This window comes from Bacillus sp. FSL W8-0629, from assembly GCF_038593225.1.
In the GTDB taxonomy this organism is placed as follows: domain Bacteria; phylum Bacillota; class Bacilli; order Bacillales; family Bacillaceae; genus Bacillus; species Bacillus altitudinis.
In genome coordinates this window covers 49,886-75,647 of the sequence record NZ_CP151975.1, presented here as the reverse complement: position 1 = coordinate 75,647, position 25,762 = coordinate 49,886, and the positions used below count along the sequence as shown (strand labels likewise).

Genomic DNA, 25,762 nt, shown 5'->3' with positions numbered 1-25,762 from the left:
GATATTTCAAGAAATCTCTTGTTTCTGAAGGTAGAATGTACCTGTCGGAATGGATGCCCATTTTGGTGTATTGTGGTCGAGCCTAATAACGACAACCGTCATATCGTCATCGATTTGACCTGCTCTTGTGCGAATGACCTCCTCCATTAATAAATCAGCAATCTCTTGCGGATCTTCTGTTTTAAAGCTCTTCATTTTTCGTTTGACCCACAAATCATGATTTTCGATATGCTTTGGTCCTTCAAAGATACCGTCGCTCATCATGATAAGGAGATCTCCTGCCTTCATCTGTTCACTCACCACTTCTACTTCAAATTCATCAATAATGCCAATAGGCAAGTTGCTGGCCTGTACCTTCATCACTTGATCACCACGTTTAATAAAACTTGGGGTGGAGCCAATCTTGAGGAACTTACAGCTCGCATCCTGTAAATCAATGATGGATAAGTCTAATGTGGAATAGACTTCATCTGTTGTCCGTAAAGATAAAATGCTATTAATCGTTTTAATCGCTACTTTTTCATCAATACCAGACGCCAAGATTTTTTCTAACAGCTTGATCGTTTCATTGCTTTCAAAATGGGCTCTTGCTCCATTTCCCATCCCATCACTAATAGCTGCGGCATATTTACCTGCACCCAGCTCCATCATGCTGTAGCTGTCTCCTGATACTAATCCTCCGCCTTTCGCTGCATGTGCTACACCTGTAGATACTCGATACGATTTTGCAGAACCGAATACAACATGACAATAACCTGTTGGATGCTCCGCACACTGCTCTGCTTTGACTAAAACTTGTTCTTCTAAAATATCCGAGAGCATTGGAGCAATGATTTTTTCGCATTCCCCATGACCTTGGCAATAAGGAATTCTCATCTCTATATCAACATTTCCCTGTTCTAAGCTATAAATTTCAACTTGCTGAATTTCAATTCCAAAGTTCTGAAGTGCTTCTATCATCTGCTCTTCCTGAATAAAATGCTGCTCTCTTTCTCGTTTTATTTCCCGGGAAAAATCCTCCATGACTTGTGAGACACCCATCAGTTGTTCGGCGACAAGGCGCCTGCTGTCTTGGACCTTTTTCTTTAAGGTCTGATTTGCTTTATAGTAAGCTATCTCCTCTTCAATCAATTCTTCTACATGCTTTGATTTTGAGCAGTGCTGACTGAATTTCTTTTTCAACTTCCGGTTATGCTCGTACGTTTTTTCATCAGATTCATGCATAACTTGTTTCATGAGTTCATAGGTTGTATCAAAGTTCTGCACCCAGCATTTATTTTTCTTATAGCACGTTTGACAGGAACGTTCTGTGATCGTACTTAAAAAAAGATCTACATCCTCTTCCTGCTTCTTCTCCTCAGGAATGGATTCGTAAAATGTCGCAAAACTCTCAGACAGCGCATGAAATACATTAGAGAATTGATCTACCTTTTTTGCTGTCACGTCTCTTACTTTTCTGGCATATTGCTGCTGTTCCTGTACATGCTCTACCGTACCAGGAATATATTTTGCCACCTTGGACGTTACTGACTGTGGCGTGAGCAAAAACAGTGCAACTGCGATGAGTGATTCATATAGCGTTGTCATTAGCCCTGCTGACCCTTCACCGTAGAGGGAGATTAGTAAAGAACCCACAATCAAGCCGATGGCGGCTCCTGCTTTTTTCCCCTCTTTTAGTAATCCGCCTAATAAGCCCGAAAAGGCAAGCAGACTCATCTGATAAAGGTTGCCGATGTTGGCGAGACCAAGAATTAATCCAGTTACAACACCCACTGTACAACCAATACTCGCTCCTCCAATAAAGGCAAAGCTCAGCACTACATATCGTGACAAAATATGCTCTGCCTGCATTCCTTGAAATGTGATCCCAGCCAGACCTGTTAAAACTGAAGCGATTAATATCATAAAGCAAATAATTTCTTCAACCTTTAAAGAGTGTTTGATTTTCCTGACTGTAAAAATCGGCAAACTTTGAAGAAAAATCAGTGTCAAAATGAAGGCAAGTCCAGCTTCAACCCCCGCCATCACATAGTCATAGCTTTGAACCGCACCCTGCTCGAGGTAAACAAAAGTTCCCCTGGTCATCAGCATTGAGAGCACAATCACAACCGGTAATGTTTTCACTGGGTCTTTGATGATAAATGAAACGACCTTTGACATGAGGAGGAATACGATCAATGACGCAAACACGAATAATGCATTTTGAGGTGATATCGTCATCGCTCCAGCGAGTAAAGCAAGACAAGCAAGCATTGCTTTATCCCTTTTAATGAGCAGCATGGACCCAAAGAAAGGCAATGCAAACGGCATAATTTCAGATAAGATAAAGGCTCGTCCCAATAAAAAGCCCAGAACAACATAAATAAACCCTTTATAGAAAAAAAGAGAATGCGTATGATGAAGAAACAGGTTTTTCATCTTTTTTAACCCTGCACTGATTCTTTCAAACCCGGCTCCCGTTAAATCAGTTCTTCTTTCTAGTTTTTCCATCTTTTCATCCCCCACCTGATATTCGTTGCTTGCATTATAGCGAAGGTGAAAAAGAAATTTTGTCAAAAGAAGTTGTCGTTTCCATAAAACGTTCGACGCTTTATTTGCCAAAAAGGCATACTTTCTTGAAAGTCGATGTCTTTCATCAGAATTTTACGAAAGCACAAAAAAACAGCTTTCCTATAGAAAGCTGTTTGGAAGATGACCCGTACGGGATTCGAACCCGTGTTACCGCCGTGAAAGGGCGGTGTCTTAACCGCTTGACCAACGGGCCTTGCTTATCGTTCTTTTTAAAAGGATAGCGGCGGAGGGGATCGAACCCCCGACCTCACGGGTATGAACCGTACGCTCTAGCCAGCTGAGCTACACCGCCATAATATAAAATGCGCTAAGAAGCACAAGAACTATAATACAAAGGATTCGCTTGTCCGTCAATAGAAAGTTTTAAATTAAATGGCGAAATCACAAAAAACGTTGAATTTGTATTGAAAAAAAGCACCCGCTAAACAGCAGGTGCTTTGTTGTGAAAGATATATAGAAAGCAGCAACAAGTTAACCTCTTCTTGCTCCGCGTCCCCCACGTTTTGATTCCGTGTTACGTTTTAAAGATGTTAAGCGGTCTTCACTATCTTTTAAGAATTTGTTCATTTTTTGCTCAAACGATTCCTTCGGACGGAAATCATTTCTGCTCGGTCTTGATTGTTGTTGTTGAGGACGATCTTTTGCTTTTTTAATGGACAAGCCGATTTTACCGTCTTTTTCAACGTTAATCACTTTCACTTCAACTTGTTCACCGACTTTTAAATGCTCATTAATATCTTTTACATAGTTATCGGCTACCTCACTGATATGAACGAGACCAGTTGAACCGCCTGGCAACTCCACAAAAGCTCCAAAATTTGTAATGCCCGTAACTTTCCCTTGTAACTTGCTGCCAACTTCAATCGACATAAAAAAAGTGCTCCTCCTTAGACTTATAAAAAAATCTCATTTGTTCAATTATACATAAACTGAATTTTAAGTGTCAACAAGGCTAATCGCTCTTATTGCCCACATCAAAGATTTTTTCGCCTTTTTTAGACATATAATAGTCCCGTCGTGCCAGTTCGAGTACGTATTCTTTGCTTTTCAGCTTTTTGATTTCATCAGAAATATCTTCCTGCTTTGTTTGTAATTGCTTCAATTCTTTTTCAAGCGCAACCTTCTTCTCTTCTTTTTCTTTCAATGCAGACGATTGCGACCAGAAGGCACTTGTTACCAAAACAGCAAACATGAGCACAATGACTCCAAACACGGTAAGCCTTCTAAGGAGTCCCCGGCGTTTGCGTTTTAGGCGCTGCGCTTGCTGTTCCATTTGTTTTTGATAATCATTTTGAATTTGTGCGATATTTCTTTTTCTCTCGTTCAAGGATGAAGGCCTCCTCTCTTACTTTGTCCAGAATTGTTTCCATTTCGTTTTCATGGTACGAGATACTTTCTTGATCCCTTGTAAAATTCCTGCTCCTTTTGAGAAAAACAACCTCATTGATGTTCGCCATTTTTCGGGAATTCGATGAATAATGGTTACATTGAGTAACCAAATAAGCGGATAACAAACAATATACAGCACCTTCCACACGAGTCGAAACGCAAAACGAACAAGGCGTAACAGCGAGTGGAACAAGAACAGAAGAGCACTTATGATCAAACCAACGATCCAGCGAATGGGCTGGAAAACCATCGACATGATCAGCCTTTTCAGGACGAGAACAGTCTGATAAATACACCTCATCACAAACTTGAGGATGTTCATATAAAGCTGTTTCATCAATGCCTGGTACATCGAGAAACCTAAAGCAACAGCTAGAAAAATATAAAGCCTGAATTCTCCCTCATTGGTCAGCAGCAGGACATAAAAAAATAAGAGACCCTGCACCACCCAAAAAAGGAGGTCGTGAATGGCCAGCAGCCATTTTGCTGTTTTTTCCCGGTTCACAAACAGCTTGTACGTATCCAGCGATGCGCCCAGCCAGATGCCCATCGCCGCCATCGAAAGCATCGTATAAAACTGGACCGTCAGTGTCATTTAAACAGCTTGCTAAAAAATCCTTTAGCTTTCTCCCCGTGCTGCTCATCTACATAGATTAAGTCAAAGACACGCCCTTTAATGGACACAACGCCCTTTTCTACATCTAAGTTTTTCATTTGCAGATTTTCTCCGCGAATGGCGAGGACTCCCATGACAGTCTCAAGCAGAAATTCTTCATTATCAAAGCTCTCGACTTGTTTGACCCCGGTAATATCTAAATGCTTTCTGTTGCGCATTGTGACATGATGCTCGGCTTCTGATGACAACTTCGTGCCTTGAGGTTGATTATAATATTGATTCATTTATACATCCCCCATATCTCATACTTGCATTGTTACTGCATTGTATGTGACAGGCGGGACATTTAGAACAAGCCCTATTCTGCTGTTTTCTCTTCTTTTAGCACGGTATACATGCCAGCAGCTTCTTCTTTTTTCGTTGTGTCTTTTAACTCGTTGACTTGAACAGTCACAAGCTTTTGGCCGAAGCGAATTTGAAGCTCGTCCCCTTCTTTCACGTCAGAGCTGGCTTTCGCCTGCGTGCCATTAATGGAAATTCTCCCTTGATCGGCTACTTCTTTTGCCAATGTTCTTCTTTTGATTAAACGAGACACTTTTAAGAATTTATCTAGTCTCATGTATGTTCACCTCTTTCTATGCGTTTGGCATCGTTCCACAGATCGTCCATTTCTTCTAGGGTCAAGTCCTCTAGTGAACGCCCTATGTCCTTTGCTTTTTGTTCAATATGCTGAAAGCGCCGCATAAATTTTGTGTTTGCAGAAGAGAGGGCGGTTTCAGGCTCTAGGTGATAAAATCTGCCGATGTTGACGAGAACAAATAAAAGATCCCCAAATTCATCCTTCATCTGCTTTGTTGCACCTTCATCCGTTTTCTCTGCCACTTCCACAAGGAATTCCTGCTTTTCCTCTTCGTATTTGTTCCAAATATCCTCTACTTCTGTCCAATCGAAGCCCACTTTCGCTGCTTTCTTTTGGAGCTTATAAGCTTTTGTTAAAGCTGGAAGTGTCGTTGGAATGGATTGCAAAATAGATGCTGCACGCTCCGGTTTTTCCTGCTGCTTGATTTTTTCCCAGTTGGCGACGACATCTGATGCTTCAGACACATCCGTATCACCAAACACATGCGGATGTCGTCGAATCATTTTTTCTGTGACATGCTGGATGACGTCATCCATTGAGAAATAACCATCATCTTCACCAATTTGGGCATGGAGTAAAACTTGAAGCAGTACATCTCCGAGTTCTTCAACCATATGATCTGGATCGTCTTCATCTATGGCTTCCAGCAACTCATAACATTCTTCAATTAAATATGGTTTGAGCGACTCATTCGTTTGTTTTTGATCCCAAGGACAGCCGCCAGGACCTCTTAATGTACGAATGACTTCACGGAAAGTGTCAAATTGTTGATAGAGTAGCTTTTCATCTTGGATTGGAGGCACATAAACACTCGTTAAGTTATTTATCGACACATCTCGATCAAGTTCAAATAAAGGAACACCTGTAATCTGTTCCTGACTGCTTCCAGCTGCCGTTACGATAAAGACTTCATAATCGTCAGGTAGCTTTTCCATGAGGGTCAGCTTCACATTCGAGGCTGTCATCTGATCATATACTTGACAGATCAGCACATGCTGGGTCAACTTCAGATCATCCGCTCTCATATCCCCTGCGTCAACGAATTGCAGCCCTTCAATTGGGTCAATCTGTAAGGAATTAAACGTCGCATCCAAAAAGCTTTGTCCACCAGCCACGTACACCTCAACCCCGCGCTCCTTCTGTTGTGAAACAAGAAGCTGCACTGTCTTTTCCGCTACAAACGGGTGACCTGGTACTGCATAAACAATATCTTTCTCCTCAGCCTCTCGGAAGAGAATGTCTGTGATTTTCTCATACACTGCATCAAACTGATCATGCTTTTCATATATCTCATCAAAAAAGGTCAGAGACGGGACTTCCTGCATCAATTCTGCGGTGAGTGGATGATCCTGCGTTCTCATGTATATTTCTTTCGCCTGCTTCAGCTGCTTATATACACCGAGCGTTAGCTGATCCATGTCGCCTGCCCCAAGACCAACGACTGTAATCTTACCTGCCATTTCGATTCCCTCTCATCTGTTTAAAATATAAAATCTTTTCTCCTAATGGAATGAGTCTCCATTCCTCTTCCGTAAATACGTCTAGCTTAAGAATACTATATAAAAAGGCGAAACCACCAATAAAAACTGAAGTCAGGCTCTCTAAAACAGAAAACGGACGTTTCTCAAAGGGAATGACCCAAGAAAACAATGCCTGATATCCAATTAAAACAACGGCCATGAATGCTGCTGATAAAAGAATTTTCACTGGGAATAGCTCTCTTATTGAAATCCACCCTTTATGCTTCAAATACACCGCATTGAGCGCAGCGGCGGCGAGAAACCCACAAACAGTCGACCATGCGGCTCCATAAATGCCGAATAACGGGACAAGAGCCAGCGTCAGCCCCCATTTCACCAGTACACTGATCAGGACCACAACAGCCGGGTAAACGGTATGTCCCAGACCCTGAAGTAAAGCGGTTTGCGTAATCGCCATTGATGTAAAGGCAATGGATATGCAAAATATTTGCAGCGCATCTGTCCCTAAGTCATTACGAAAAAGCATAATGTTCACAGACGATAAAATACATATAAGCCCGACAGCTGAACCAATCCCCAGCACCGATGTTGCCTTAAACGATGTACGTACTTTTTCACGAATTGCTTCATGCTGCCCTTTTCTTAAGGCCGACGACAAAAACGGAACAAGAGACGTCCCGATACTAATTGCAAACACCGTCCCGAGCTGCAGGAACGGCTGACCTCGGTCATATACGCCTTTTGCCGCCTTTGCAGCTGCTTCACTCAGTCCCGAGCTGCGCAGCAGCGCATACAAGTGAAAAGCATCGATCATTTGCATCCATAGGATCAGCAATCCACTCACACAAATCGTCAATGTATACAGCACCAAACTCTTCAGCACATCTTTTTTCCGCAGTGTAGCCTGTTTTAATGTCTTGCTCGCTGACAACCGCTTCCGATAGGTCAGCCAAAGGAAAAGAAGCAAAAGGAGTGAAGCAGCACTTCCAGCTATAGAAGAGAACACCGCACCCGCTCCTGTTTCATAAAGCGAATAGCCATGTCTCACAAGATAGAAAGATAAAACAAGCAGGACGCCTACTCTGATGAGCTGCTCAGCCAATTGAGAGACCGCAGTGGGGAGCATCAGCCCATCACTCTGAAAAACACCCCTCAGCATCACGGTAAGTGGCAGAAATAGAAACACAAACGAACTCATCTGGATGAGAAGCATTAATTGACTGTCCGCCATGAGATTCGCAATTGTGCCTGCTCCTATATATAAACAAAGAAATAAGATTAAGCTCAGCAAAGTGATATACACCAAGGATACCTTTGTAATAATTCGGCGATTCTCCTCACCATGCTCGCTCAGGAGCTTGGACACCATCACAGGAAAACCAGTGGTGCCGAGCATGATCGCAATGCCAAGAAAGGGATAGACCTGCTGATAAATATAAAAACCTGTGTCTCCTACGATATTTTGAAAAGGGACACGATATACGGCACTCAGTACCTTTGATAACAAGCCTGCGATGGTTAAAATCACCGCACCTTGGAAAAGCCAATGCGGCTGATTCACAGCATTTTTCATGGATGACTCCTTTATGTTCAATCAAAAAATATACCTGCATTTAAACGCACTCATTATATCATAAGTGACTGGCGAGCCGTTTCTTTCTAAGGAGTAGACGATACATTCATTATTTTGTTTCATCCCATATAAAAAACGCCGACAAAATCAGATGATTTCATCGGCATTCTTTCTTTTTATCAAGATGATATAGAATTATTAGACCTAATGTTCCATTTGACGGGCTAAGAAGCCAGCTGCCGTTTCTGCCGCTTTATGCTCCACTTCTCCCATTGAACGCTCTTTAGAAAATAAAACGACGGCGCCAATTGGATCTCCGTTTGCAACAATAGGTGCAATGGTATAGGCTGATACATCATCATCAATACCATCCACAAGCTGAATTTCTTTCTTGCTGTCCTCTAATACAGAATTACGCTGATCCATTGTTCGTTCAAGTAAATCACTAATGGATTTGTTTAAGTACTCTTTTTTTGAACTGCCGGATACAGCAATATACGTATCACGATCACAGATGAGGATAGAATGACCCAAACTGTCGAATAAAGCATCAGCATATTCCTTCGCAAAGTCTCCTAGCTCACTAATCGGTGAATACTTCTTCAAAATGACTTCTCCATCGCGGTCGACAAAAATCTCAAGTGGATCTCCTTCCCGGATACGCAATGTTCTGCGAATCTCCTTCGGTATAACCACTCTACCTAGATCATCGATGCGGCGTACAATTCCAGTTGCTTTCATTCACTGCTGCCTCTCTTTCGTTTGATGATGTGTTGGGTGAATGGAACAAAAGCGTCCACTTTATGCAACATTCACCACTTGACCCTGAGATTAGTATCCGTCACATCAAACGTAATATACACGAGAGACCAACAAAATTTTATGAAGATGGAATGGTTTCTTTTTTCACATCTTGAAGACCTCGAAGCATACGAAGAACGACTTCAAGCCACTCCTCCGTTTTCTTGCCTTTTGTTTGGACAGAAATAATCAGCTTGCTGCCTTCCATGCCAAGACCGATATCACGTCCATATTGACTGCCAAGCTCAAATAATTTTTGACCATCGATGTCGCTGCTTGCTTTTTCATCGAGAGTGAGTCTGACAATGCCTTTCTCCATCTTGATCAACTCGACACGTTCCTGCACAGCGTACACCTTCATCGTCGCAATCGTGAACAAATCAGCCACTTCTTGCGGATATTCTCCGAATCGGTCAATCATTTCATCTTGAAGCTCTTTCCGCTCTTCTATAGATCCAATCGCTCTAAACTGTTTATACATCTCGATCTTTTGTTTGCCATCAGAAATATAGCTATCTGGAATGTAGGCATCAATTTGGAGATCAATTTCCGGCTCAAATTTTTCTTGAGCAGTCGTATCGCCTCTTCTTTCTTCAATGGCTTCTTTCAGCATTTGAGAGTAAAGGTCGAATCCAACAGAATCAATAAATCCATGTTGCTGAGCACCAAGTAAATTTCCTGCTCCTCGAATCGTTAAGTCACGCATCGCAATCTTAAAGCCTGATCCGAGCTCAGTGAATTCTTTAATAGCTTGAAGTCTTTTCTCTGCTACTTCAGAAAGCACTTTATCTTTTCGATAAGTGAAATAAGCATAGGCCACACGATTCGAGCGCCCAACTCGTCCTCTTAACTGGTACAGTTGCGAAAGCCCCATTTTATCAGCATCGTGAACAATGAGCGTGTTCACATTTGGTATGTCTACGCCCGTTTCGATAATGGTTGTACTGACGAGTACATCCGATTCACCTTCTAGGAAATTAATCATCACGGATTCCAGCTCGTTCTCACTCATTTTCCCGTGTGCGTAGCTTACTTTTGCGTCTGGAACAAGCATCGAGATTTCATCTGCTTTTCGTTCAATATCCTCCACTCGGTTATAAAGGAAGTACACTTGACCGCCTCTTGCCAGTTCTCGCTCAATAGCTTCTCTAACTAACGCACCATTGTACTCGACAACATAGGTTTGAACTGGGAAACGGTTCTCAGGTGGCGTTTCAATAACAGATAAGTCACGTACGCCAAGCATCGACATATGAAGCGTACGAGGAATTGGCGTTGCCGTTAACGTCAGCACATCAATATTGGCTTTCATTTGTTTAATTTTCTCTTTATGCGTCACACCGAAGCGCTGCTCTTCATCGATAATTAACAGTCCTAAATCCTTGTACACAATGTCTTTTGAAAGAAGACGATGCGTCCCAATGACCATATCAATCGTTCCGTTTTTCAGCCCTTTTAAGGTTTCTGTTGTTTCTTTTCGTGTACGGAAGCGGCTAAGCTGAGCGATTTTAACAGGATAGTCTTGGAATCTGTCCATAATCGTGTCAAAATGCTGCTGCGCTAAGATCGTTGTTGGTACAAGCAGTGCCACCTGCTTCCCGTCAGCAATGGCTTTGAAGGCCGCTCGAATCGCCACCTCTGTTTTTCCATAGCCCACATCTCCACAAAGCAGACGATCCATCGGGCGCTCCCGCTCCATGTCTTGCTTGATTTCATGAATCGAGCGAATTTGATCGTCTGTTTCTTGGTAAGGGAATGCAGATTCAAACTGGCGCTGCATCTCATGGTCAGGCGAGAAGGCATACCCTTTGCTTGCTTCACGTTCTGCGTACAGCTTAATTAGATCATCTGCAATGTCCTGCACAGATGATTCTACTTTTTTCTTCACGCGCTTCCAGTCGCTACCGCCTAGTTTGTATAGCTTTGGTTCTTTTCCTTCTGACCCAACATACTTCTGCACCTGATCAATTTGTTCAACAGGGACATAAAGCTTGTCGCTTCCTTGATAATGAATATTTAAATAATCTTTATGAATGCCGCCAATTTCAAGCGTTTCAATTCCTAAATACTTACCGATCCCGTGGTTAATGTGCACCACGTAATCGCCCACTTGCAGCTCTGAATAGCTTTTGATTCGCTCTGCGTTCGTCAGCTTTTGCTTACGTGCCTGCTTCTTCACACGTTTCTTGAAAAGTTCACCCTCTGTAATGACAGCAATTTTGGATAAAGGCAGTTCAAAACCTGTTTGCAGCTCACCTTGTAAAATATATACTTGCCCGCTGACAAGCTCAGCATCAGGTTTAGCAAGAGCTGCTTCAATGTCATAATCATGCAAGACAGATGACAGCTTCTCTGTCCGCTCTTCATCCGCACCTAAAAAGACAACCGTATAATTCTGCTTTTTGTAGCGTTCAATTTCACTTGCAAGCACATTCATCTGCCCATGGAAATTCTGCATTTGCTTACTAGATACATTGACGATATTTTGCGGATTGGTCTGCTGAACATGTCTCAAAAATAAGGAATAGTACAGAATCGATCTCGATTGCTGATTGAACAGCTCTTGAAATGGGAAGGAAAGGGCTAGATCATGCAGGATATTCCCTTCTTCCAGCAGACTAATTGTCCAATCTGCTTCTTCCTGTTCAAGCTGTTCTTCCATCTCCTGAATTCTGCTGATTTCATCTAGAATGATTACCGTATCCTGCGATGTATAATCTAGCAAACTAGCAGGCTTTTCATAGAAATAGGACAGATACTTCGTCATTTCTTGTGTCACAATACCTTCTAGCAGCTTCTCACGATCAGCAGAAATATTCTGATGGAGCAGTTCTTTTTGTTTATCCGAGTTGAATTTCTTTAAGCTGCTGGCAAGACCTTCGTCAAGCTGTTCAATCGCTCTCACTCGTTCAGGCCCTCTTACAATCATCTCTTTCGCCGGGCCAATCTTGATTTCTTGAAGTGTTTCCAATGAACGCTGCGTGTCAGAGTGGAAGGACCGAATAGAATCCACTTCTGTATCAAACAGCTCAATACGGATCGGGTGGTCTTCCGTTAACGCATAAATGTCAATAATTCCTCCGCGCACACTAAAGTCTCCGGGCGCAGCGACCATGGACGTCCGGTCATAACCGATTTGCACGAGTTGTTTTGAAAACGCCTCCAAATCAATTTCTTCACCAACCTTTAAATGGATCTGACTCTCCTTCCAGAGCTCAACAGGAGGAAGCATTCTACGCACTGCAGCTGCTGGGGTCACGACAATCGGATTTTCTCCATTCGCGAGACGATTCAATACATCAAGACGCTGCGCTCTAAGCTCCGGGCTTGCCACAGCAATTTCAGATGCAATGAGTTCATTGACAGGATAAAGAAGGACCGAGCGATCTGGCATCACACTTGCTAGATCATCTGTGACCTTCTGTGCTTGATATAAGTTGTGTGTCACAATAAACATCGGCCGCTTTAATTCGTCTGATATGGCGGCTGTAAATAAAGATCTGACGGAGCCTGATAGTCCGGCGAGCAGTTGTTCTTTTAAACCTTCCTTTAGCCCATTAAAAATGGACTGAAAATCATCACTTTGTTTGATAAATGATTGTATATTTTTCATTTGGCTCCTCCTCCCTGCTTGTTTAAAACAGAAAAACGCTTTGGTCTATTATCTACACCAAAGCTTTTTATTGAATAAAGGTATGATACTGATGGTAATCAGGATTTCTTTCGAGCGCCTCTTGGCAATCCTCACAAATGGTTTGTACATGTAAATCACCATTTTCCCTATAAGAAATCATATCGTTTCTTTCCTCATTTGTTAAGTGATGAAATCCAAGTGCTTCACTTTGGACAGCGGATTCATCTAGACTGCCAACCTTTACACCACAGTGCCGGCAGTAATAGTGCAAAGCCATACGTGATCCTCCCATGCTGAGATTTTATGATCAGTATGTGCCTTGCTTATCATTCTTATACCTTCTTGTTAAAATCATTCATCACTTCTAAAAATGGCTTTGTTAAAGCGGCTTCACAAGCTTCAACAGATGCTTGAATAGCAAATGAGATATCAGGCTGTTCTTCCTCTGAGAAGCGTCCTAGTACGTAATCGACGACCTTCATGCCGTTTTGTGGACGGCCGATGCCGATACGGAATCGGTCAAACTCTGGTGAACCTAAATGCTGAATCAACGATTTGATTCCGTTATGTCCGCCTGCACTTCCTTTAGTACGCAAACGAATCCGGCCCGTTGGCAAATCAAGATCATCATAGATGACCTTCAAATGTTCAAGGGGAATATCATAGTAATCCATCAGCGGACGCACACATTCCCCTGATAAGTTCATATATGTAAGAGGCTTCACAAGTAGAACCTTTTGCCCCGAAACAAACCCAGTTCCATATTGTCCATGGAATTTTGATTGATTTAATGGGATGTCCCATTTTTTTGATAGTTCATCTATTGTCATAAACCCGACGTTATGTCTTGTTTTTTCATATTCTTTTCCTGGATTACCCAATCCAACGAACGCAATCATGAAACCAATAACCTCCTTTGTCGCACATGCACACGCCTAAAAAATGAGCCAATGTGATTGCCTCATGCAAAACGTATGAATTCTTTTCATTCTAGCACAAAAGACGTAACCGCGGGAGGGTTACGTCTCTAATTGACCAGTTATTCTTCGCTGTCATCTTTTTCTTTAATGGCCTCAGGCTCTTGCGTTTCCTCTTCACTATCTGGCTCAGGAACCTCTGATTGCTGAGGCGGTAAGATCGAAGCAACAACTTCTTCTGGATCATTATTAATTTGATACGTAGATTGAACAGTCAGATCACCAACTGTTAGTACGTCATTTACTTCTAAGTTTGTAATATCAGCTTCAATATTTTGCGGGATATCCTTTGGTTTCGCTGTAATGGATAGCTCAAATAGTGGCTGCTGAAGCACACCGCCATCCTTTACACCTTTGGATTCGCCAATGAGTTGTACAGGTACATCTGCGTCAATTTCTCGCTGTAAGTCGACCACTTGGAAATCAGCGTGGACAAGCTCATTTTTCAACGGATCTGTTTGCAGTTCTGTTACCATCACAGATTTTGTTTCACCGCCAACGTCTAATGTGATGATTGTGTTTTTTCCTTCATCACGTAATGTCTTTAATAAATCAATACTGTCTAATGAAACAGCCAGGTTGTCTGTATTTTTTCCGTATATGACACCAGGAACGTGTCCTGAATGACGGATTTTTTGCAGTGTGGAACGTTTGAAATCAGTTCTTTTATTTGCTTTTAAAGTTGCCATATTCAGCACCATCCTATTTCTTTTTTGTCACTACTTTCATAAATACCCATAACTGAATCATTTTAAACATGTTTGCCTTTCATTTATCACAGCAAAAAGACCCCAAGCTGATGCCTAGGGCCTTTTTCAATTAGAAAATTAGCTGAAAAGGTAGCTCACAGATTCTTCTTCATGTACACGGATGATGGCTTCTGCAAGCAAAGGCCCAACTGAAAGCGGAATGAATTTTCCAACTTTCTTGTCATCTGTTAAGTGAATACTGTTTGTCACAACTAATTCTTTAATTTTAGAGTTTGTAATACGTTCTACTGCTGGTCCAGACAATACTGGGTGAGTACAACAAGCATAGACTTCAGCCGCTCCATTTTCCACAAGTGCATTTGCAGCAAGTGTAATCGTACCAGCTGTATCAATGATATCATCGATGAGAATCGCCGTTTTGCCTTCAATGTTCCCAATGATGTTCATCACTTCAGCCACGTTCGGCTTCGGACGACGTTTGTCGATAATTGCGATTGGTGCTTTCAGGCGGTCCGCCATTTTGCGCGCACGCGTAACACCACCGTGGTCAGGAGACACAACAACGATATCATTCAAGTTTTTCTGTTCAAAATAGTTTGTTAAGATTGGCACAGCCATTAAGTTATCGATTGGAATATCAAAGAAACCTTGGATTTGCGGCGCATGAAGGTCAAGTGCAATGACACGTGTAGCACCTGCTGTTTCAAGTAAGTTCGCAAAAAGCTTCGCCGTGATTGGCTCACGAGGTTTCGCCTTACGATCTTGACGTGCATATCCGTAATAAGGGATGACAATATTGACCGTTTTCGCAGAAGCGCGTTTTAGTGCATCTACCATAATGAGTAGCTCCATAATGTGCTCATTTACTGGCGCACTAGTAGATTGAATAACATAACAATCACAGCCACGGATACTTTCTTCAATATTGATTTGGACTTCACCGTCACTAAAACGTTTAACAGAGCTCTTTCCTACATCAACTCCGATACGATCGGCAATTTCTTTGGCAAGTTCAGGGTTTGAATTCAAAGAGAATATCTTTAAATTCGCATCAGCATAACGATTAGACATGGTAAACCTCCGGGTATTTGGATTATTTTTTATGAATATTTTTCACATAATCTTCTTTATTGACTTGTCTTGCTCTAGCAATAGACAATGCATCCTGCGGTACATCTTCTGTAACCGTTGAACCGGCTGCAACATATGCCCCTTTTCCGACAGTGACTGGTGCAACGAGATTTGAATTGCAGCCAATAAATGCGCCATCTTCAATCTTCGTTAAGAATTTGTTCTTCCCATCATAATTAACTGTAATGGATCCACAACCAAGGTTTACATCCGTTCCGACCTCTGCATCTCCAATATAGCTGAGATGAGACGCTTTGCTTCGGTCACCGAAAACTGTTTTCTTGATTTCGACAAAATTCCCGATCTTCACTTCATCGCCAATTTTCGACAACGGGCGAATATGAGCAAACGGTCCAATTGTCACATCTACCCCAACTTCACTATCGCAGACAACAGACTGCTTAATGACTGTCCGATCTCCAATTACGCTATCAACAATTTCAGTGTTCGGACCGATTGTGGCATCTGCACCAATCTTTACATTCCCTTTGATGACCGTCCCAGGATAAATCATTGTATCTTCACCGATGACTGCATCTGGCGAGATATACGTTTTCTCAGGATCAATCAAGGTTACACCATTCTTCATATGCTGATGATTAATACGTCGCTTCATGAATTGCTCTGCTTGTGATAGAGCGATACGATCATTGACTCCAAGTGTTTCTTCAAAATGCGGTGTTTGATACGCTGCAACCGTTTGTCCTTCATTCTTTAGAATTTCAATGACATCCGGCAAATAGTATTCACCTTGTGCATTTTCATTTGACACTTGCTCAATCACACGGAAGAGATCTTCATTTGAAAAGCAATAGGTTCCAGTATTAATTTCATTCACTTGACGTTCAGCATCATTTGCATCTTTATGCTCGACGATTTTTACTACAGCACCTGTTTCATCACGAATAATACGTCCATAACCTGTTGGATCATCCGCGTGTGCTGTCAAAATCGTCACTTTCGCTTGTTGTTTTTGATGCTCGCTTAACATGGCTTCCATTGTTTCCGCTGTCAATAATGGTGTATCTCCACAAATGACAATGGTTGTTCCCTTTTCCTGCGCGAGGAACGATTTGGCTTGTTTGACGGCATGTGCTGTTCCCAGCTGTTCTTCTTGAAGTGCATATTCACTTCTGTCCCCAAGCTGCTTCTTGACGTCCTCTGCTCCATGACCGACAATCGTCACAAGCTTGGCTAAAGATAGCTTTAACGCTTGATCTGCCACATGCTCGACCATTGGCTTTCCGCAAACTGGATGAAGTACTTTGTATAACTTTGACTTCATTCTTGTTCCTTTTCCCGCTGCTAAAATCACTGCGAACCGCTTATCCATTGATTGGCCTCCAATATCCCTATTATCCATAGAAAAATATATCCTAAATAAGGACTGATTTCAAGGATACAAGAGGAAGTGCATTAATTTTCTAATGAACGGGAGACATAAGGAACAAGAGAAAAAACGCAAAAAAGACAGCATTTAAAAGAAAACATTCATTTTCTCTTAAAGCTGTCTTTTTAGGTTCACATATCTTTAAGAAGCTCCAGCTTCTTCATATTCAATTGTCTCTTCCTCTTCGCCTAAGCGATGATACTCATTTAAAACAGCATCTTGGATTTTACCCCGAGTGCTTGAATTAATTGGATGTGCAATGTCGCGAAACTCTCCATCAGGCGTACGTTTGCTAGGCATTGCAACAAACAAGCCATTGTTTCCATCAATCACACGAATATCATGAACAACAAATTCGTGGTCCAGCGTGATGGATGCAATCGCCCTCATGCGACCATCGGTATTCACGCGGCGTAATCTTACGTCAGTAACTTCCACAGTAGTTCACCACCTTTTCCCAATATAAAAGCATTAATTAGGTATTCAACGATTGTGGTGATTCTCCTGCTCTTTTTTTAAACTTTTTTTGAAATATCGGGATATTTATACATTTTTTGTCATTTTAATGACGACGCTTACATCGGTTGCGTGAAAAAAGACATCATGACGATGCCTTTTCATACATATAATGAAACCAAACGGTCTCCAAAGAGATGGCCTGTTTATTTCACTAATGCCACAACTTCAATTTCTACAAGTGCATCTTTTGGAAGTCTGGCTACTTCTACACATGAACGAGCTGGCTTATGTGTATGGAAGTATTCACCGTACACTTCATTCACTTCAGCGAATTGTTCCATATCTTTAATGAAAACCGTTGCTTTCACGACTGTTTCAAAGGAAGCACCCGCTGCTTCAAGGACAGCTTTAAGATTATGAAACACTTGATGTGTTTGTTCTTTAATATCTCCATTCACAAAATCTCCAGCTGGCGTTAACGGAATCTGCCCTGAGCTGTAAAACATGTTATTGACGATAATCCCTTGAGAGTAAGGTCCAATGGCTGCTGGCGCGTTTTTGGTTTGAACAACTTTTGTCATATCAATCTCTCCCATTCAAATACATGTTTGATCAAAGCTTAAGCTTTCGAATGAAAAAACTCGTGGAAATTGCCTTCATTAATCTCAATGATTTTCTGCTTCATATCAATGGTTGAAAGCTTTAAAAGTGATACATATTCATCGACAAGACGTTCATCTACGCCTTCATCTTCTAATAAAACACCGATCCCTGCAACATTTGCATTAAATTCCTCTAGAAGATTCATCATGCCATTAATGGTTCCGCCTGCTTTCATAAAGTCATCAATAATCAACACATTGGATCCTTTATCTAAGCTCCGCTTTGCAAGTGACATGGTTTGAATTCGGTTAGAAGAACCTGATGCATAATTAATACTCACAGTTGATCCTTCAGTTACCTTATTATCTTTTCTAACGATCACAACAGGCACATTTAAATAACCTGCAACAGAATAGGCAATCGGAATACCTTTCGTCGCAACAGTCATGACAACATCAATCGGTCGATCCGAAAAAATGGTCGCAAAAAGCTTACCGATTTTCGCAAGAATCGATGGATTGCCTAAAACATCAGTTAAATATAAATAACCGCCAGGAAGCACACGTTCAGGAGTTGATAATGCCTCTCCGATATCGTTGACGACTTCGTCTGCTTCTTTTAGATGAATCTTTGGAATATATTTCACTCCGCCAGCAGCGCCAGGTACAGTAAGTAAAGTCCCTATTCCCTGCTGTTCGAAGGTCTGTTTGATAATCGTTAAGTCTTCACTAATAGAGGACTTCGCAGATTGATATCGCTCTGCAAAAAAAGTTAAAGGTACTAGTACGTGCGGGTGGGTTAACAAATAATTTGTTAAGTCCACCAATCTGCCGCTTCGACGAAACTTCATGAACTTACCCCCAGAACCCGAATAATTTATGAATAATATAACTTAATATACGGATTTAATCAAGGGTATTTTGTTCGCCGATCATGCGGACAGCGTAAACCTGATCACAAAATCCTCTCAGTCCGTTATATATTCTTTGTACCTTCGATTCATATTGAATCAAGCCAAATACAGTTGGCCCGCTGCCGCTCATTAATACAGCATCTGCTCCGAAACGCTTCATCTGTCTCTTAATCATATCGACTTCCGGATACATCTTTAATGTCACAGATTCCAACACGTTACCGAGTGAGCCGCACATCTCTTTATAATCTTTCGCTTCAATTGCTTCAATCATACGCTGTACATTTGGGTGTTCTACTTTGCTTGCGTCATATTGTCTGTAGACCTCAGCTGTAGATACCCCAATCACCGGCTTCGCTAAAATCACCCAGCAATGCGGCGGTGTCGCAATATGCTTTAGTTTCTCTCCACGTCCTGTCGCTAGCGCTGTCCCTCCGTGTACACAAAAAGAGACATCTGAGCCGATCTCCGCTCCAAGCTCAGCTAGTTCATCTAACGTGAGATTTAACTTCCACAAACGGTTTAAGCCGCGAAGCGCTGCTGCGGCATCACTGCTACCTCCAGCTAAACCTGCTGCGACGGGAATTGCTTTTGTGATGACAATCGATACGCCTTTTTGAATACCGAATCTTGTTTTTAATAATTTAGCTGCCTGATAAGCCAAATTCCGTTGATCATCTGGCACAAAACGATTATGAGATGATACACGGATTTCGTCTTTGTCCAGCTCCGTCAGCTCTAGTCGATCTGCAAGATCTATTGTTGTCATCACCATCTCCACTTCGTGATATCCATCCGGTCTTTTTCCATGAACATCAAGTGAGAGATTAATTTTTGCCGGTGCTTTTTCTAAAATACGCAAACATTTCACCTACTTCTCCATCTAAACATAAGTATCAATATTGTATCACATTTGATGGATCTGATGAATATTGGCTTTTGCCCCCAGCACACTCACTTTTTCAAGCAAAAAAGACCAGAGACACCCGAGGTATCCCTGATCATTTCTTTATCGTTGATTCTCTTCTTGAGCCATGTGCTGTTGAGCTAATTCAATGGCACGCTTGACCATATTTCCTGCGTCACGCGCACGAATCTCTCCCCAGCCTCCATTTTTGACGGTATCATAAAATCCAAGATCCTTCGCCAGCTCGTATTTGAACTCATCTGACATAATACCTCGGCGTCTACCCAAACGAAACAGCCCCTTTGGTCGAGAATTCGAATCATCGCCACTCATTTGTGGCTTTCTTATTTTGCATCGATTCCTGCCTTTTACCCCTTTCAAATAATGGACAGCCTCCCATACAGAAAAAAGGCAAAACAAAAAGCAGTAAACAAAAAGTTCACTGCCCATTAATAGGCGACTGAGCTAGCGGTATCATCGAACGTTAATTCGACCGTCTCAGTCAGTATATCTGCATAACTGTAAGAAACTCTTTCAAACGAATTCTCATCTTGATCTAATTGAATCACAAAAACAGAAGGGTACGTTTCAGCTAAAATGCCCGAACGCTCAATTGTTTTTCGGCGGCCTCCGTTAGCCTTTAACGTCAAACGTTTACCTAAGTTACCATCAAGCGATCTTTTGATGTCGGACAAAGTCTTCGCCATTGCATCCACCTCACTGAGATAATTATACAACAACGGCCCATTTTTGTCAAATAAAAATTAAATTATATCAACCAACACGAGCCATTGTCAACAAAATAATTTTGACAAACTTCTACCTTTTCTCCTCCCTATTTTTCTCAAATTCCGGTGAATTATGTATTCATATGAAATTTCTTTTTGAGCATAAAAAAAACCAGACTGAAATCAGTCGGGTTATGTCGATTCATGGTCTCTTTTATATGGCATACCTACCCTTAAAACACCCCTTGTTTCAATCCCTCCGAGACCTTTTTCTCTCGTCAGCGTATTTCGGAGCACATCCCACACGTTGATTCGATCTACAAATGGAGTGAAGCTGATCTTGGCAACAATATAGACGGGGTCAAGTGCATGAATGTTGACACGTGAGGGTGAGCTTGCAAAATTAGCACCTGCTTGAATTAATGATTCAAAATGAGATTGGCAGGCACCTGCAAAGATCACGAGCTGATCTAAATGCGGAACCTTCCTTCTTGCCTTTTGAACCGTTTCAACGAAATGACGAGAATGACGATATGCACCGATATCGTGTACACCGCCCTTTTGTTTAGAATACGCATCATGTCCTGTGATGACCAAAATATCAGGCCGGTATTGATCAATTAATGAATCAATCATGCTTGGCATTTTCTTCTCGTGGCAATGCACACCATACACAGGTACACCGATTCTTTCATATACATCTAAGCATTTCTTTAAGTATGAAGCATCTCCATCTAAATGCAGAACCTTTCCGGGCATATGAAAATACTGCTCCTGATGCTGATATTGTCCAGACGTATAATACTCTTGTTTTTCACGAAGCAGCTGATAATCTTGCCTGAGTAAGTCGAGCGATTCGTTAATTTTCCGTTCATCGTCCTTCTCTCTTGTCAGCTGCTCCTCTTTTTGAATCAAGACCAAATCTGACATCTTCGCATCGGCGATCAGCCTCACTTCATTCCCATGCAAAATGGCGGTGGCTTCGTGCTGGTCTGTCTCATCAATTCGAATGATACGAAACATAATATCCATCTGATAGGATGCCCTCGTCACCATATCTCCTATTTGAAATTGCATGCTTTTCACTCCACAATCAGGCTCTTATCCTGTTGGTATCGTCTTACGCTACACTTGTTCTTCTTTCAGGTGTGTTGTTCTTTCTAGCCTATGCCTGAACAGGTGAAGTGGTGAAAACCAAAAGAAAAAAGCCCTTATGAAAGGGCTTTGTCTTCTTTTCAGCGTGATAGAAAACCTTTGCATCCCTAGGAAGAACGAGCACTGGCACGGAGCGAATTTGACATTCGTGAGCACCAGCGCGCAGGACTGACACCGAATGCGAGGGTTTGTCTACACGCGCTGAAAAGCCCTTATGAGAGGGCTTTGTGTAAAACATTGGACAAACGGGCAAATTCATCGATTGACAATGATTCACCGCGGCGTTTCCCATCAACCTCAGCTGTTACAAGGGCTTCTTCAATGATGGCTTTATGTTTCTTACCATCTGGCAGATTGTTCATCAAGTTATTCATCAATGTCTTCCGGCGCTGGCCAAAACTCGCACGAATCAGTTGAAAGAAAAACGTATCATTGTCTACTGAGACCGCAGGTGTTTCACGAACAGTTAGTTTGATCACCGCTGAATCCACATTTGGTTGTGGGACGAAAACCGTTTTCGGCACAACCATGACCGTCTTCGCTTCTGTATAAAATTGCACTGCAATCGACAAAGAGTTGTATTCTTTTGATGAAGGAGCAGCGGCCATGCGATCTGCTACTTCTTTTTGCAGCATGACAACGATTCCTTTCAATGGAAGGTTTTCTTCAAGCAATTTCATAATAATTGGTGTCGTCACATAATAAGGAAGGTTTGCTACGACCATTACTTCTTTACAGTCAGCAAATTGTTCTTCAATCACCTTTCTTACATCTGCCTTCAATACGTCTTGATGAATAATGGTGACATTATCATATGGAGAAAGCGTATCGTTTAAAATCGGCAATAGGCGCTGGTCGATTTCAAAAGCCGTGACTTTCTTTGCCCGTTTGGCGAGCTGTTCAGTCAACGCACCGATACCAGGGCCAATTTCAATCACACCGGTCTCATCCGTAATCTCTGCATGATCGACAATGCGATCTAAAATATTCGTATCAATTAAAAAGTTTTGCCCTAAGCTCTTTTTAAAAGAGAAACCGTACTTCTTCAGTATTTCCTTCGTTCTGATGGGCGTCGCAATATCTTTATTCATCGGCTTCCTCCTGCATGACGGTCTTTAAGGCCGCAATAAAATCCTCTTTCGTTATTTGGAACATGTGAAGACGCTTTTGCAGCTGCTTCGCATTTGTATATCCTATATTTAAAAGCACACCTAATCGTTCGCGGCGGCGTTTTGATGCTTCGCCTCCGATAAGGCCTGCGTCAAATAAATCGTCTAACGTAATCTCGCTTTCTGATTCTTCCATTTCCTCATGGACATGAGCAAGGCATTCTCGAATACTATCCAAGGAAGCATGCTCGACACCAATTCCTTTGTCCCGCTTCGCTTTCGCAAGGTGTTTTGGTAAAAAGGCGTGCTTACAGCCAGGGACAGCCTCTGCGATGGTTTTACGGATCTTTTCCCCAGGGAAATCAGGATCAGTTAAAATGATAACCCCCCTCGTCTCCTGAGCAAGACGCACTTGTTGAATGACTGTATCGCCAATGGCAGATCCATTCGTTTCAATCGTATCTGCATCAACTGCCATCTTTACTCTAGCAGTGTCGTCACGACCCTCCACCACAATGATTTCTTTGATTTTCATGTATTCCTCCGCTTGCAAAAACAATCTACATTTTTTTGTCAAAAAATGAAACCTTCCATGCTGTTTTTGCGTCTAATTAATTAGAAAACAGTGCTTCTATTATAACCAAAAAAACAGAGGGTGCGCAAAGCCCTCTGTTCATATAAATGATTTGATGTGTTTATTTGAGCACTCTAATTTTCACTCGTTTATTTCCCCATTGATAAGCTGCCGACTTACTTGGGACGAACACATCAATTTTATTCCCTTTTATAGCAGATCCAGTGTCTGATGCAACGGCATACCCATAGCCTTCCACATACACTTTAGAGCCCAGCGGAATGACACTCGGATCTACTGCTATGACCTTTGCACCCGGATTTGCTTTTAAATTAAAGCCTGTAGACGTTCTACCCGTACATCCAGCACAGCCCGCTGTATAGGCTGTGGACGTCACATAGAACTCTTTTCCTGACGATTCATTACTTCTTGAAACCGTAGGGGACGCTTTAGGTTCTTTCTTGGACACTTGTGTACCAACGGCCACTAAACGATCCTTACTGTCTTTTGCAGTAACCTCTTTAATTAATTCTTTAGACACCACTTTGCCGTTTTCTTTCACAATGGCATAGTGCTTCTTCAATTTACCTTCTTCACCTTTTTCAAGCACCTTCTCTTTTCCTTTTTCAAGAGATCGATCCTTTTTATGTTTGGTATCAAAAGCAATTTTCTCTTCCACTACATCGGTGACTTTTTCCACCCGAGTGATCTTCACATCTGCGCTTTTTTTAGAAAGGTGACTATGTAACGCAGGTTTGATCTTATCGTGCTTCTTGAGCTTCAGCTCTTGTTGCTTTAAAAAGTCAGCGACCGTAGTCGAAGTGGTCCACACTTTCTTATCCTTTCCTCCATCGTTTAAGCTGACCTGGAAGGCCTGCTGAACCACAAGATCCATATTCTTTTTAATCTTGTCATTCTTTCCTGGAGTTACTTGATCGTGCTTCCCAATATCTATCTTCTCATTCTTCAATAATGCTCCAACCGTCTGATCTGTTGTCCATATCGTTTTCTCTTTCCCATCTAGGGTGAGATGAACCGGTATAGCCGCATCATACACAATGTTCATGTTGTCTTGAATCTTTGTATTTAGACTTGGAGAGATATGATCCTCCGCCCTGGTCCTTATTCCAAGGTCTGAAAGCAGCTGTGCTACTGTCTCTTCATGTGTACGAATTGTCTTCTCTTTGCCATTGATTGAAATGGTAATAGACTGCTTAGTGAGCTCATGCGCACCGTAAGCCGTCCCAGTTCCAGCTAAAAGCAAGCAAGCGACTAGAAATAAAACCTTGCCTTTTCCTAGCTTGACAGAAAACAGATTTTTCATTTTTTGTACGATGAAAAACGCCTCCTTCTCCTCGGAGAGATTATATAGAGTATCTCAAAACCTGTCAACCCTTCCACCCACTGTACAAAAATGCTCGATTGTAAACCTATTATGGGAGATTTTTGGAAGGAAGGGAAGAAAGACTTATCGACAACTTATCCTATGAGGAGGCGCAAACGTGTAGAACTTTTTCGTTATGTTTCACAATTGGACAAGCTTAAACAAGGATTGACATCATATACTGTCAGTTTATACGGAAAACTTTTTTCGCATTTTCTGTTGTCAATGCAGCAAGCTCTTCAAAGCTTATTTCTCGCAATTCAGCAATTTGTTCTGCGATATATTTCACATAGCTCGGCTCATTTCGTTTCCCTCTAAATGGCGCTGGAGTTAAATACGGGCAGTCTGTCTCAATTAGAAGACGATCACTTGGAATATCCTTTACAACTTCTTTCGGTTTTTTCGCATTTTTAAATGTCACAGGTCCACCGAATGAGATATAAAAGTTCATTTCCATACATGCTTTTGCAATTTCGAGGCTGCCAGTAAAGCAGTGCATAATTCCTCCGACTTCTGCCGCTCCTTCTTCTTTTAAGATCGTCACTACATCTTCCGTAGCGTCACGGTTATGAATGATAATTGGCAGATTCACTTCTTTTGCAAGAGCAATTTGACGTCTAAAGACTTCTTTTTGCACATCTTTTGGCGACTTGTCCCAATAGTAATCTAGACCCATTTCTCCAATGGCAACAACCTTTTCATGCTGAGATAATTCTTTGATCCAAGCCAAATCTTCATCTGTCATATCAATGGCATCAACAGGATGCCAGCCGATGGCTGCATACATAAAATCATATGCTTCAATTAGCTCCATCGCTCTCGTAATGGTTGGGCGATCAAACCCGACCACCACAATCTTCTCTACCTTTTCACTTTTGGCTCTTTCAATCACCTGCTCTAAGTCTTCATTATATTGTTCAGCATTTAAATGGGCATGTGTGTCAAATAACATGGTTGATTGCTCCTTTCGACAATTCTTCTGAAAAACAAAAGGTGTTCGACGAAATGTTACACGTG

Annotated in this window: 26 protein-coding genes and 2 tRNA genes; all 28 read right to left on the bottom strand. The window is 41.9% G+C overall.

The features are described 5' to 3' along the window. Window positions 1-6 precede the first annotated feature (6 nt). A complete protein-coding gene (gene spoIIE, locus NSQ17_RS00400; RefSeq protein ID WP_025206603.1) occupies window positions 7-2,490 on the bottom strand; it encodes a stage II sporulation protein E in 2,484 nt (827 codons plus the stop codon). A gap of 202 nt (window positions 2,491-2,692) precedes the next feature. Then, window positions 2,693-2,764 (bottom strand) — tRNA-Glu (locus NSQ17_RS00395). 25 nt (window positions 2,765-2,789) lie between these two features. Beyond that, window positions 2,790-2,863 (bottom strand) — tRNA-Met (locus tag NSQ17_RS00390). A 179-nt stretch (window positions 2,864-3,042) separates the two neighbouring features. Continuing rightward, window positions 3,043-3,441 (bottom strand): S1 domain-containing RNA-binding protein, encoded by a 399-nt coding sequence (locus NSQ17_RS00385; RefSeq protein WP_003217901.1) that lies wholly within the window; start codon window positions 3,439-3,441, stop codon window positions 3,043-3,045. 82 nt (window positions 3,442-3,523) lie between these two features. Beyond that, the gene (locus tag NSQ17_RS00380; protein WP_342467733.1) at window positions 3,524-3,898 is read right to left on the bottom strand and encodes a septum formation initiator family protein; all 375 of its coding nucleotides are present in this window, start codon (window positions 3,896-3,898) and stop codon (window positions 3,524-3,526) included. Window positions 3,899-3,916: 18 nt separating this feature from the next. Next, entirely contained in the window at window positions 3,917-4,555 is a 639-nt protein-coding gene (gene yabQ, locus NSQ17_RS00375; RefSeq protein WP_146271839.1) for a spore cortex biosynthesis protein YabQ, read from the bottom strand. Next, a complete protein-coding gene (gene yabP, locus NSQ17_RS00370) occupies window positions 4,552-4,860 on the bottom strand; it encodes a sporulation protein YabP (RefSeq protein ID WP_007496190.1) in 309 nt (102 codons plus the stop codon). Before yabP ends, yabQ begins: the two co-directional genes overlap by 4 nt. 74 nt (window positions 4,861-4,934) lie before the next feature. Continuing rightward, window positions 4,935-5,195 carry an RNA-binding S4 domain-containing protein gene (locus NSQ17_RS00365; RefSeq protein WP_008341839.1) on the bottom strand — a complete coding sequence of 87 codons (261 nt, stop codon included), beginning with the start codon at window positions 5,193-5,195 and terminating at the stop codon, window positions 4,935-4,937. After that, window positions 5,192-6,676, bottom strand: coding sequence for a nucleoside triphosphate pyrophosphohydrolase (mazG, locus tag NSQ17_RS00360; protein WP_342467732.1), 1,485 nt, complete (start codon window positions 6,674-6,676; stop codon window positions 5,192-5,194). The genes NSQ17_RS00365 and mazG overlap by 4 nt, the downstream gene beginning before the upstream one ends. Further along, window positions 6,666-8,270, bottom strand: coding sequence for a polysaccharide biosynthesis protein (locus tag NSQ17_RS00355; RefSeq protein ID WP_342467731.1), 1,605 nt, complete (start codon window positions 8,268-8,270; stop codon window positions 6,666-6,668). Before NSQ17_RS00355 ends, mazG begins: the two co-directional genes overlap by 11 nt. 204 nt (window positions 8,271-8,474) lie before the next feature. Continuing rightward, on the bottom strand, window positions 8,475-9,011 hold the full coding sequence (gene spoVT / locus NSQ17_RS00350; RefSeq protein WP_007496196.1) for a stage V sporulation protein T: 537 nt from the start codon (window positions 9,009-9,011) through the stop codon (window positions 8,475-8,477). A 139-nt stretch (window positions 9,012-9,150) separates the two neighbouring features. After that, the gene (mfd, locus tag NSQ17_RS00345; protein ID WP_342467730.1) at window positions 9,151-12,684 is read right to left on the bottom strand and encodes a transcription-repair coupling factor; all 3,534 of its coding nucleotides are present in this window, start codon (window positions 12,682-12,684) and stop codon (window positions 9,151-9,153) included. Between the two features lie 67 nt (window positions 12,685-12,751). Beyond that, window positions 12,752-12,982, bottom strand: coding sequence for an anti-sigma-F factor Fin family protein (locus NSQ17_RS00340; RefSeq protein ID WP_003217967.1), 231 nt, complete (start codon window positions 12,980-12,982; stop codon window positions 12,752-12,754). A gap of 55 nt (window positions 12,983-13,037) precedes the next feature. Further along, window positions 13,038-13,604, bottom strand: a complete 567-nt coding sequence (gene pth, locus NSQ17_RS00335; protein ID WP_144668535.1) for an aminoacyl-tRNA hydrolase — start codon at window positions 13,602-13,604, stop codon at window positions 13,038-13,040. A 140-nt stretch (window positions 13,605-13,744) separates the two neighbouring features. After that, the gene (locus NSQ17_RS00330; RefSeq protein ID WP_017359319.1) at window positions 13,745-14,371 is read right to left on the bottom strand and encodes a 50S ribosomal protein L25/general stress protein Ctc; all 627 of its coding nucleotides are present in this window, start codon (window positions 14,369-14,371) and stop codon (window positions 13,745-13,747) included. A 138-nt stretch (window positions 14,372-14,509) separates the two neighbouring features. After that, window positions 14,510-15,463, bottom strand: coding sequence for a ribose-phosphate diphosphokinase (locus NSQ17_RS00325; RefSeq protein ID WP_003217907.1), 954 nt, complete (start codon window positions 15,461-15,463; stop codon window positions 14,510-14,512). 22 nt (window positions 15,464-15,485) lie between these two features. After that, window positions 15,486-16,856 carry a bifunctional UDP-N-acetylglucosamine diphosphorylase/glucosamine-1-phosphate N-acetyltransferase GlmU gene (gene glmU / locus NSQ17_RS00320; RefSeq protein WP_342467729.1) on the bottom strand — a complete coding sequence of 457 codons (1,371 nt, stop codon included), beginning with the start codon at window positions 16,854-16,856 and terminating at the stop codon, window positions 15,486-15,488. Window positions 16,857-17,054: 198 nt separating this feature from the next. Further along, window positions 17,055-17,351 (bottom strand): septation regulator SpoVG, encoded by a 297-nt coding sequence (gene spoVG, locus NSQ17_RS00315; protein WP_008357439.1) that lies wholly within the window; start codon window positions 17,349-17,351, stop codon window positions 17,055-17,057. A gap of 224 nt (window positions 17,352-17,575) precedes the next feature. Next, the gene (gene ridA, locus NSQ17_RS00310; RefSeq protein ID WP_008341860.1) at window positions 17,576-17,953 is read right to left on the bottom strand and encodes a 2-iminobutanoate/2-iminopropanoate deaminase; all 378 of its coding nucleotides are present in this window, start codon (window positions 17,951-17,953) and stop codon (window positions 17,576-17,578) included. A gap of 38 nt (window positions 17,954-17,991) precedes the next feature. Beyond that, window positions 17,992-18,825 (bottom strand): pur operon repressor, encoded by an 834-nt coding sequence (purR, locus tag NSQ17_RS00305; RefSeq protein WP_007496210.1) that lies wholly within the window; start codon window positions 18,823-18,825, stop codon window positions 17,992-17,994. Window positions 18,826-18,880: 55 nt separating this feature from the next. Next, the gene (gene ispE / locus NSQ17_RS00300; protein WP_017359321.1) at window positions 18,881-19,750 is read right to left on the bottom strand and encodes a 4-(cytidine 5'-diphospho)-2-C-methyl-D-erythritol kinase; all 870 of its coding nucleotides are present in this window, start codon (window positions 19,748-19,750) and stop codon (window positions 18,881-18,883) included. A 147-nt stretch (window positions 19,751-19,897) separates the two neighbouring features. Beyond that, complete coding sequence (locus tag NSQ17_RS00295; protein WP_017366434.1) at window positions 19,898-20,083, bottom strand: small, acid-soluble spore protein, alpha/beta type; 186 nt, start codon at window positions 20,081-20,083, stop codon at window positions 19,898-19,900. A 161-nt stretch (window positions 20,084-20,244) separates the two neighbouring features. Then, on the bottom strand, window positions 20,245-20,502 hold the full coding sequence (locus NSQ17_RS00290) for a Veg family protein (protein ID WP_003217979.1): 258 nt from the start codon (window positions 20,500-20,502) through the stop codon (window positions 20,245-20,247). Between the two features lie 213 nt (window positions 20,503-20,715). Continuing rightward, entirely contained in the window at window positions 20,716-21,600 is an 885-nt protein-coding gene (yabG, locus tag NSQ17_RS00285; RefSeq protein WP_007496216.1) for a sporulation peptidase YabG, read from the bottom strand. 290 nt (window positions 21,601-21,890) lie between these two features. Continuing rightward, window positions 21,891-22,769 (bottom strand): 16S rRNA (adenine(1518)-N(6)/adenine(1519)-N(6))-dimethyltransferase RsmA, encoded by an 879-nt coding sequence (gene rsmA / locus NSQ17_RS00280; protein ID WP_024719357.1) that lies wholly within the window; start codon window positions 22,767-22,769, stop codon window positions 21,891-21,893. Then, complete coding sequence (gene rnmV / locus NSQ17_RS00275; protein WP_008341876.1) at window positions 22,762-23,322, bottom strand: ribonuclease M5; 561 nt, start codon at window positions 23,320-23,322, stop codon at window positions 22,762-22,764. Before rnmV ends, rsmA begins: the two co-directional genes overlap by 8 nt. Window positions 23,323-23,482: 160 nt before the next feature. Continuing rightward, window positions 23,483-24,685 carry a G5 and 3D domain-containing protein gene (locus NSQ17_RS00270; RefSeq protein ID WP_268372947.1) on the bottom strand — a complete coding sequence of 401 codons (1,203 nt, stop codon included), beginning with the start codon at window positions 24,683-24,685 and terminating at the stop codon, window positions 23,483-23,485. A gap of 244 nt (window positions 24,686-24,929) precedes the next feature. Then, complete coding sequence (locus NSQ17_RS00265; RefSeq protein WP_017359325.1) at window positions 24,930-25,697, bottom strand: TatD family hydrolase; 768 nt, start codon at window positions 25,695-25,697, stop codon at window positions 24,930-24,932. Window positions 25,698-25,762 lie beyond the last annotated feature (65 nt).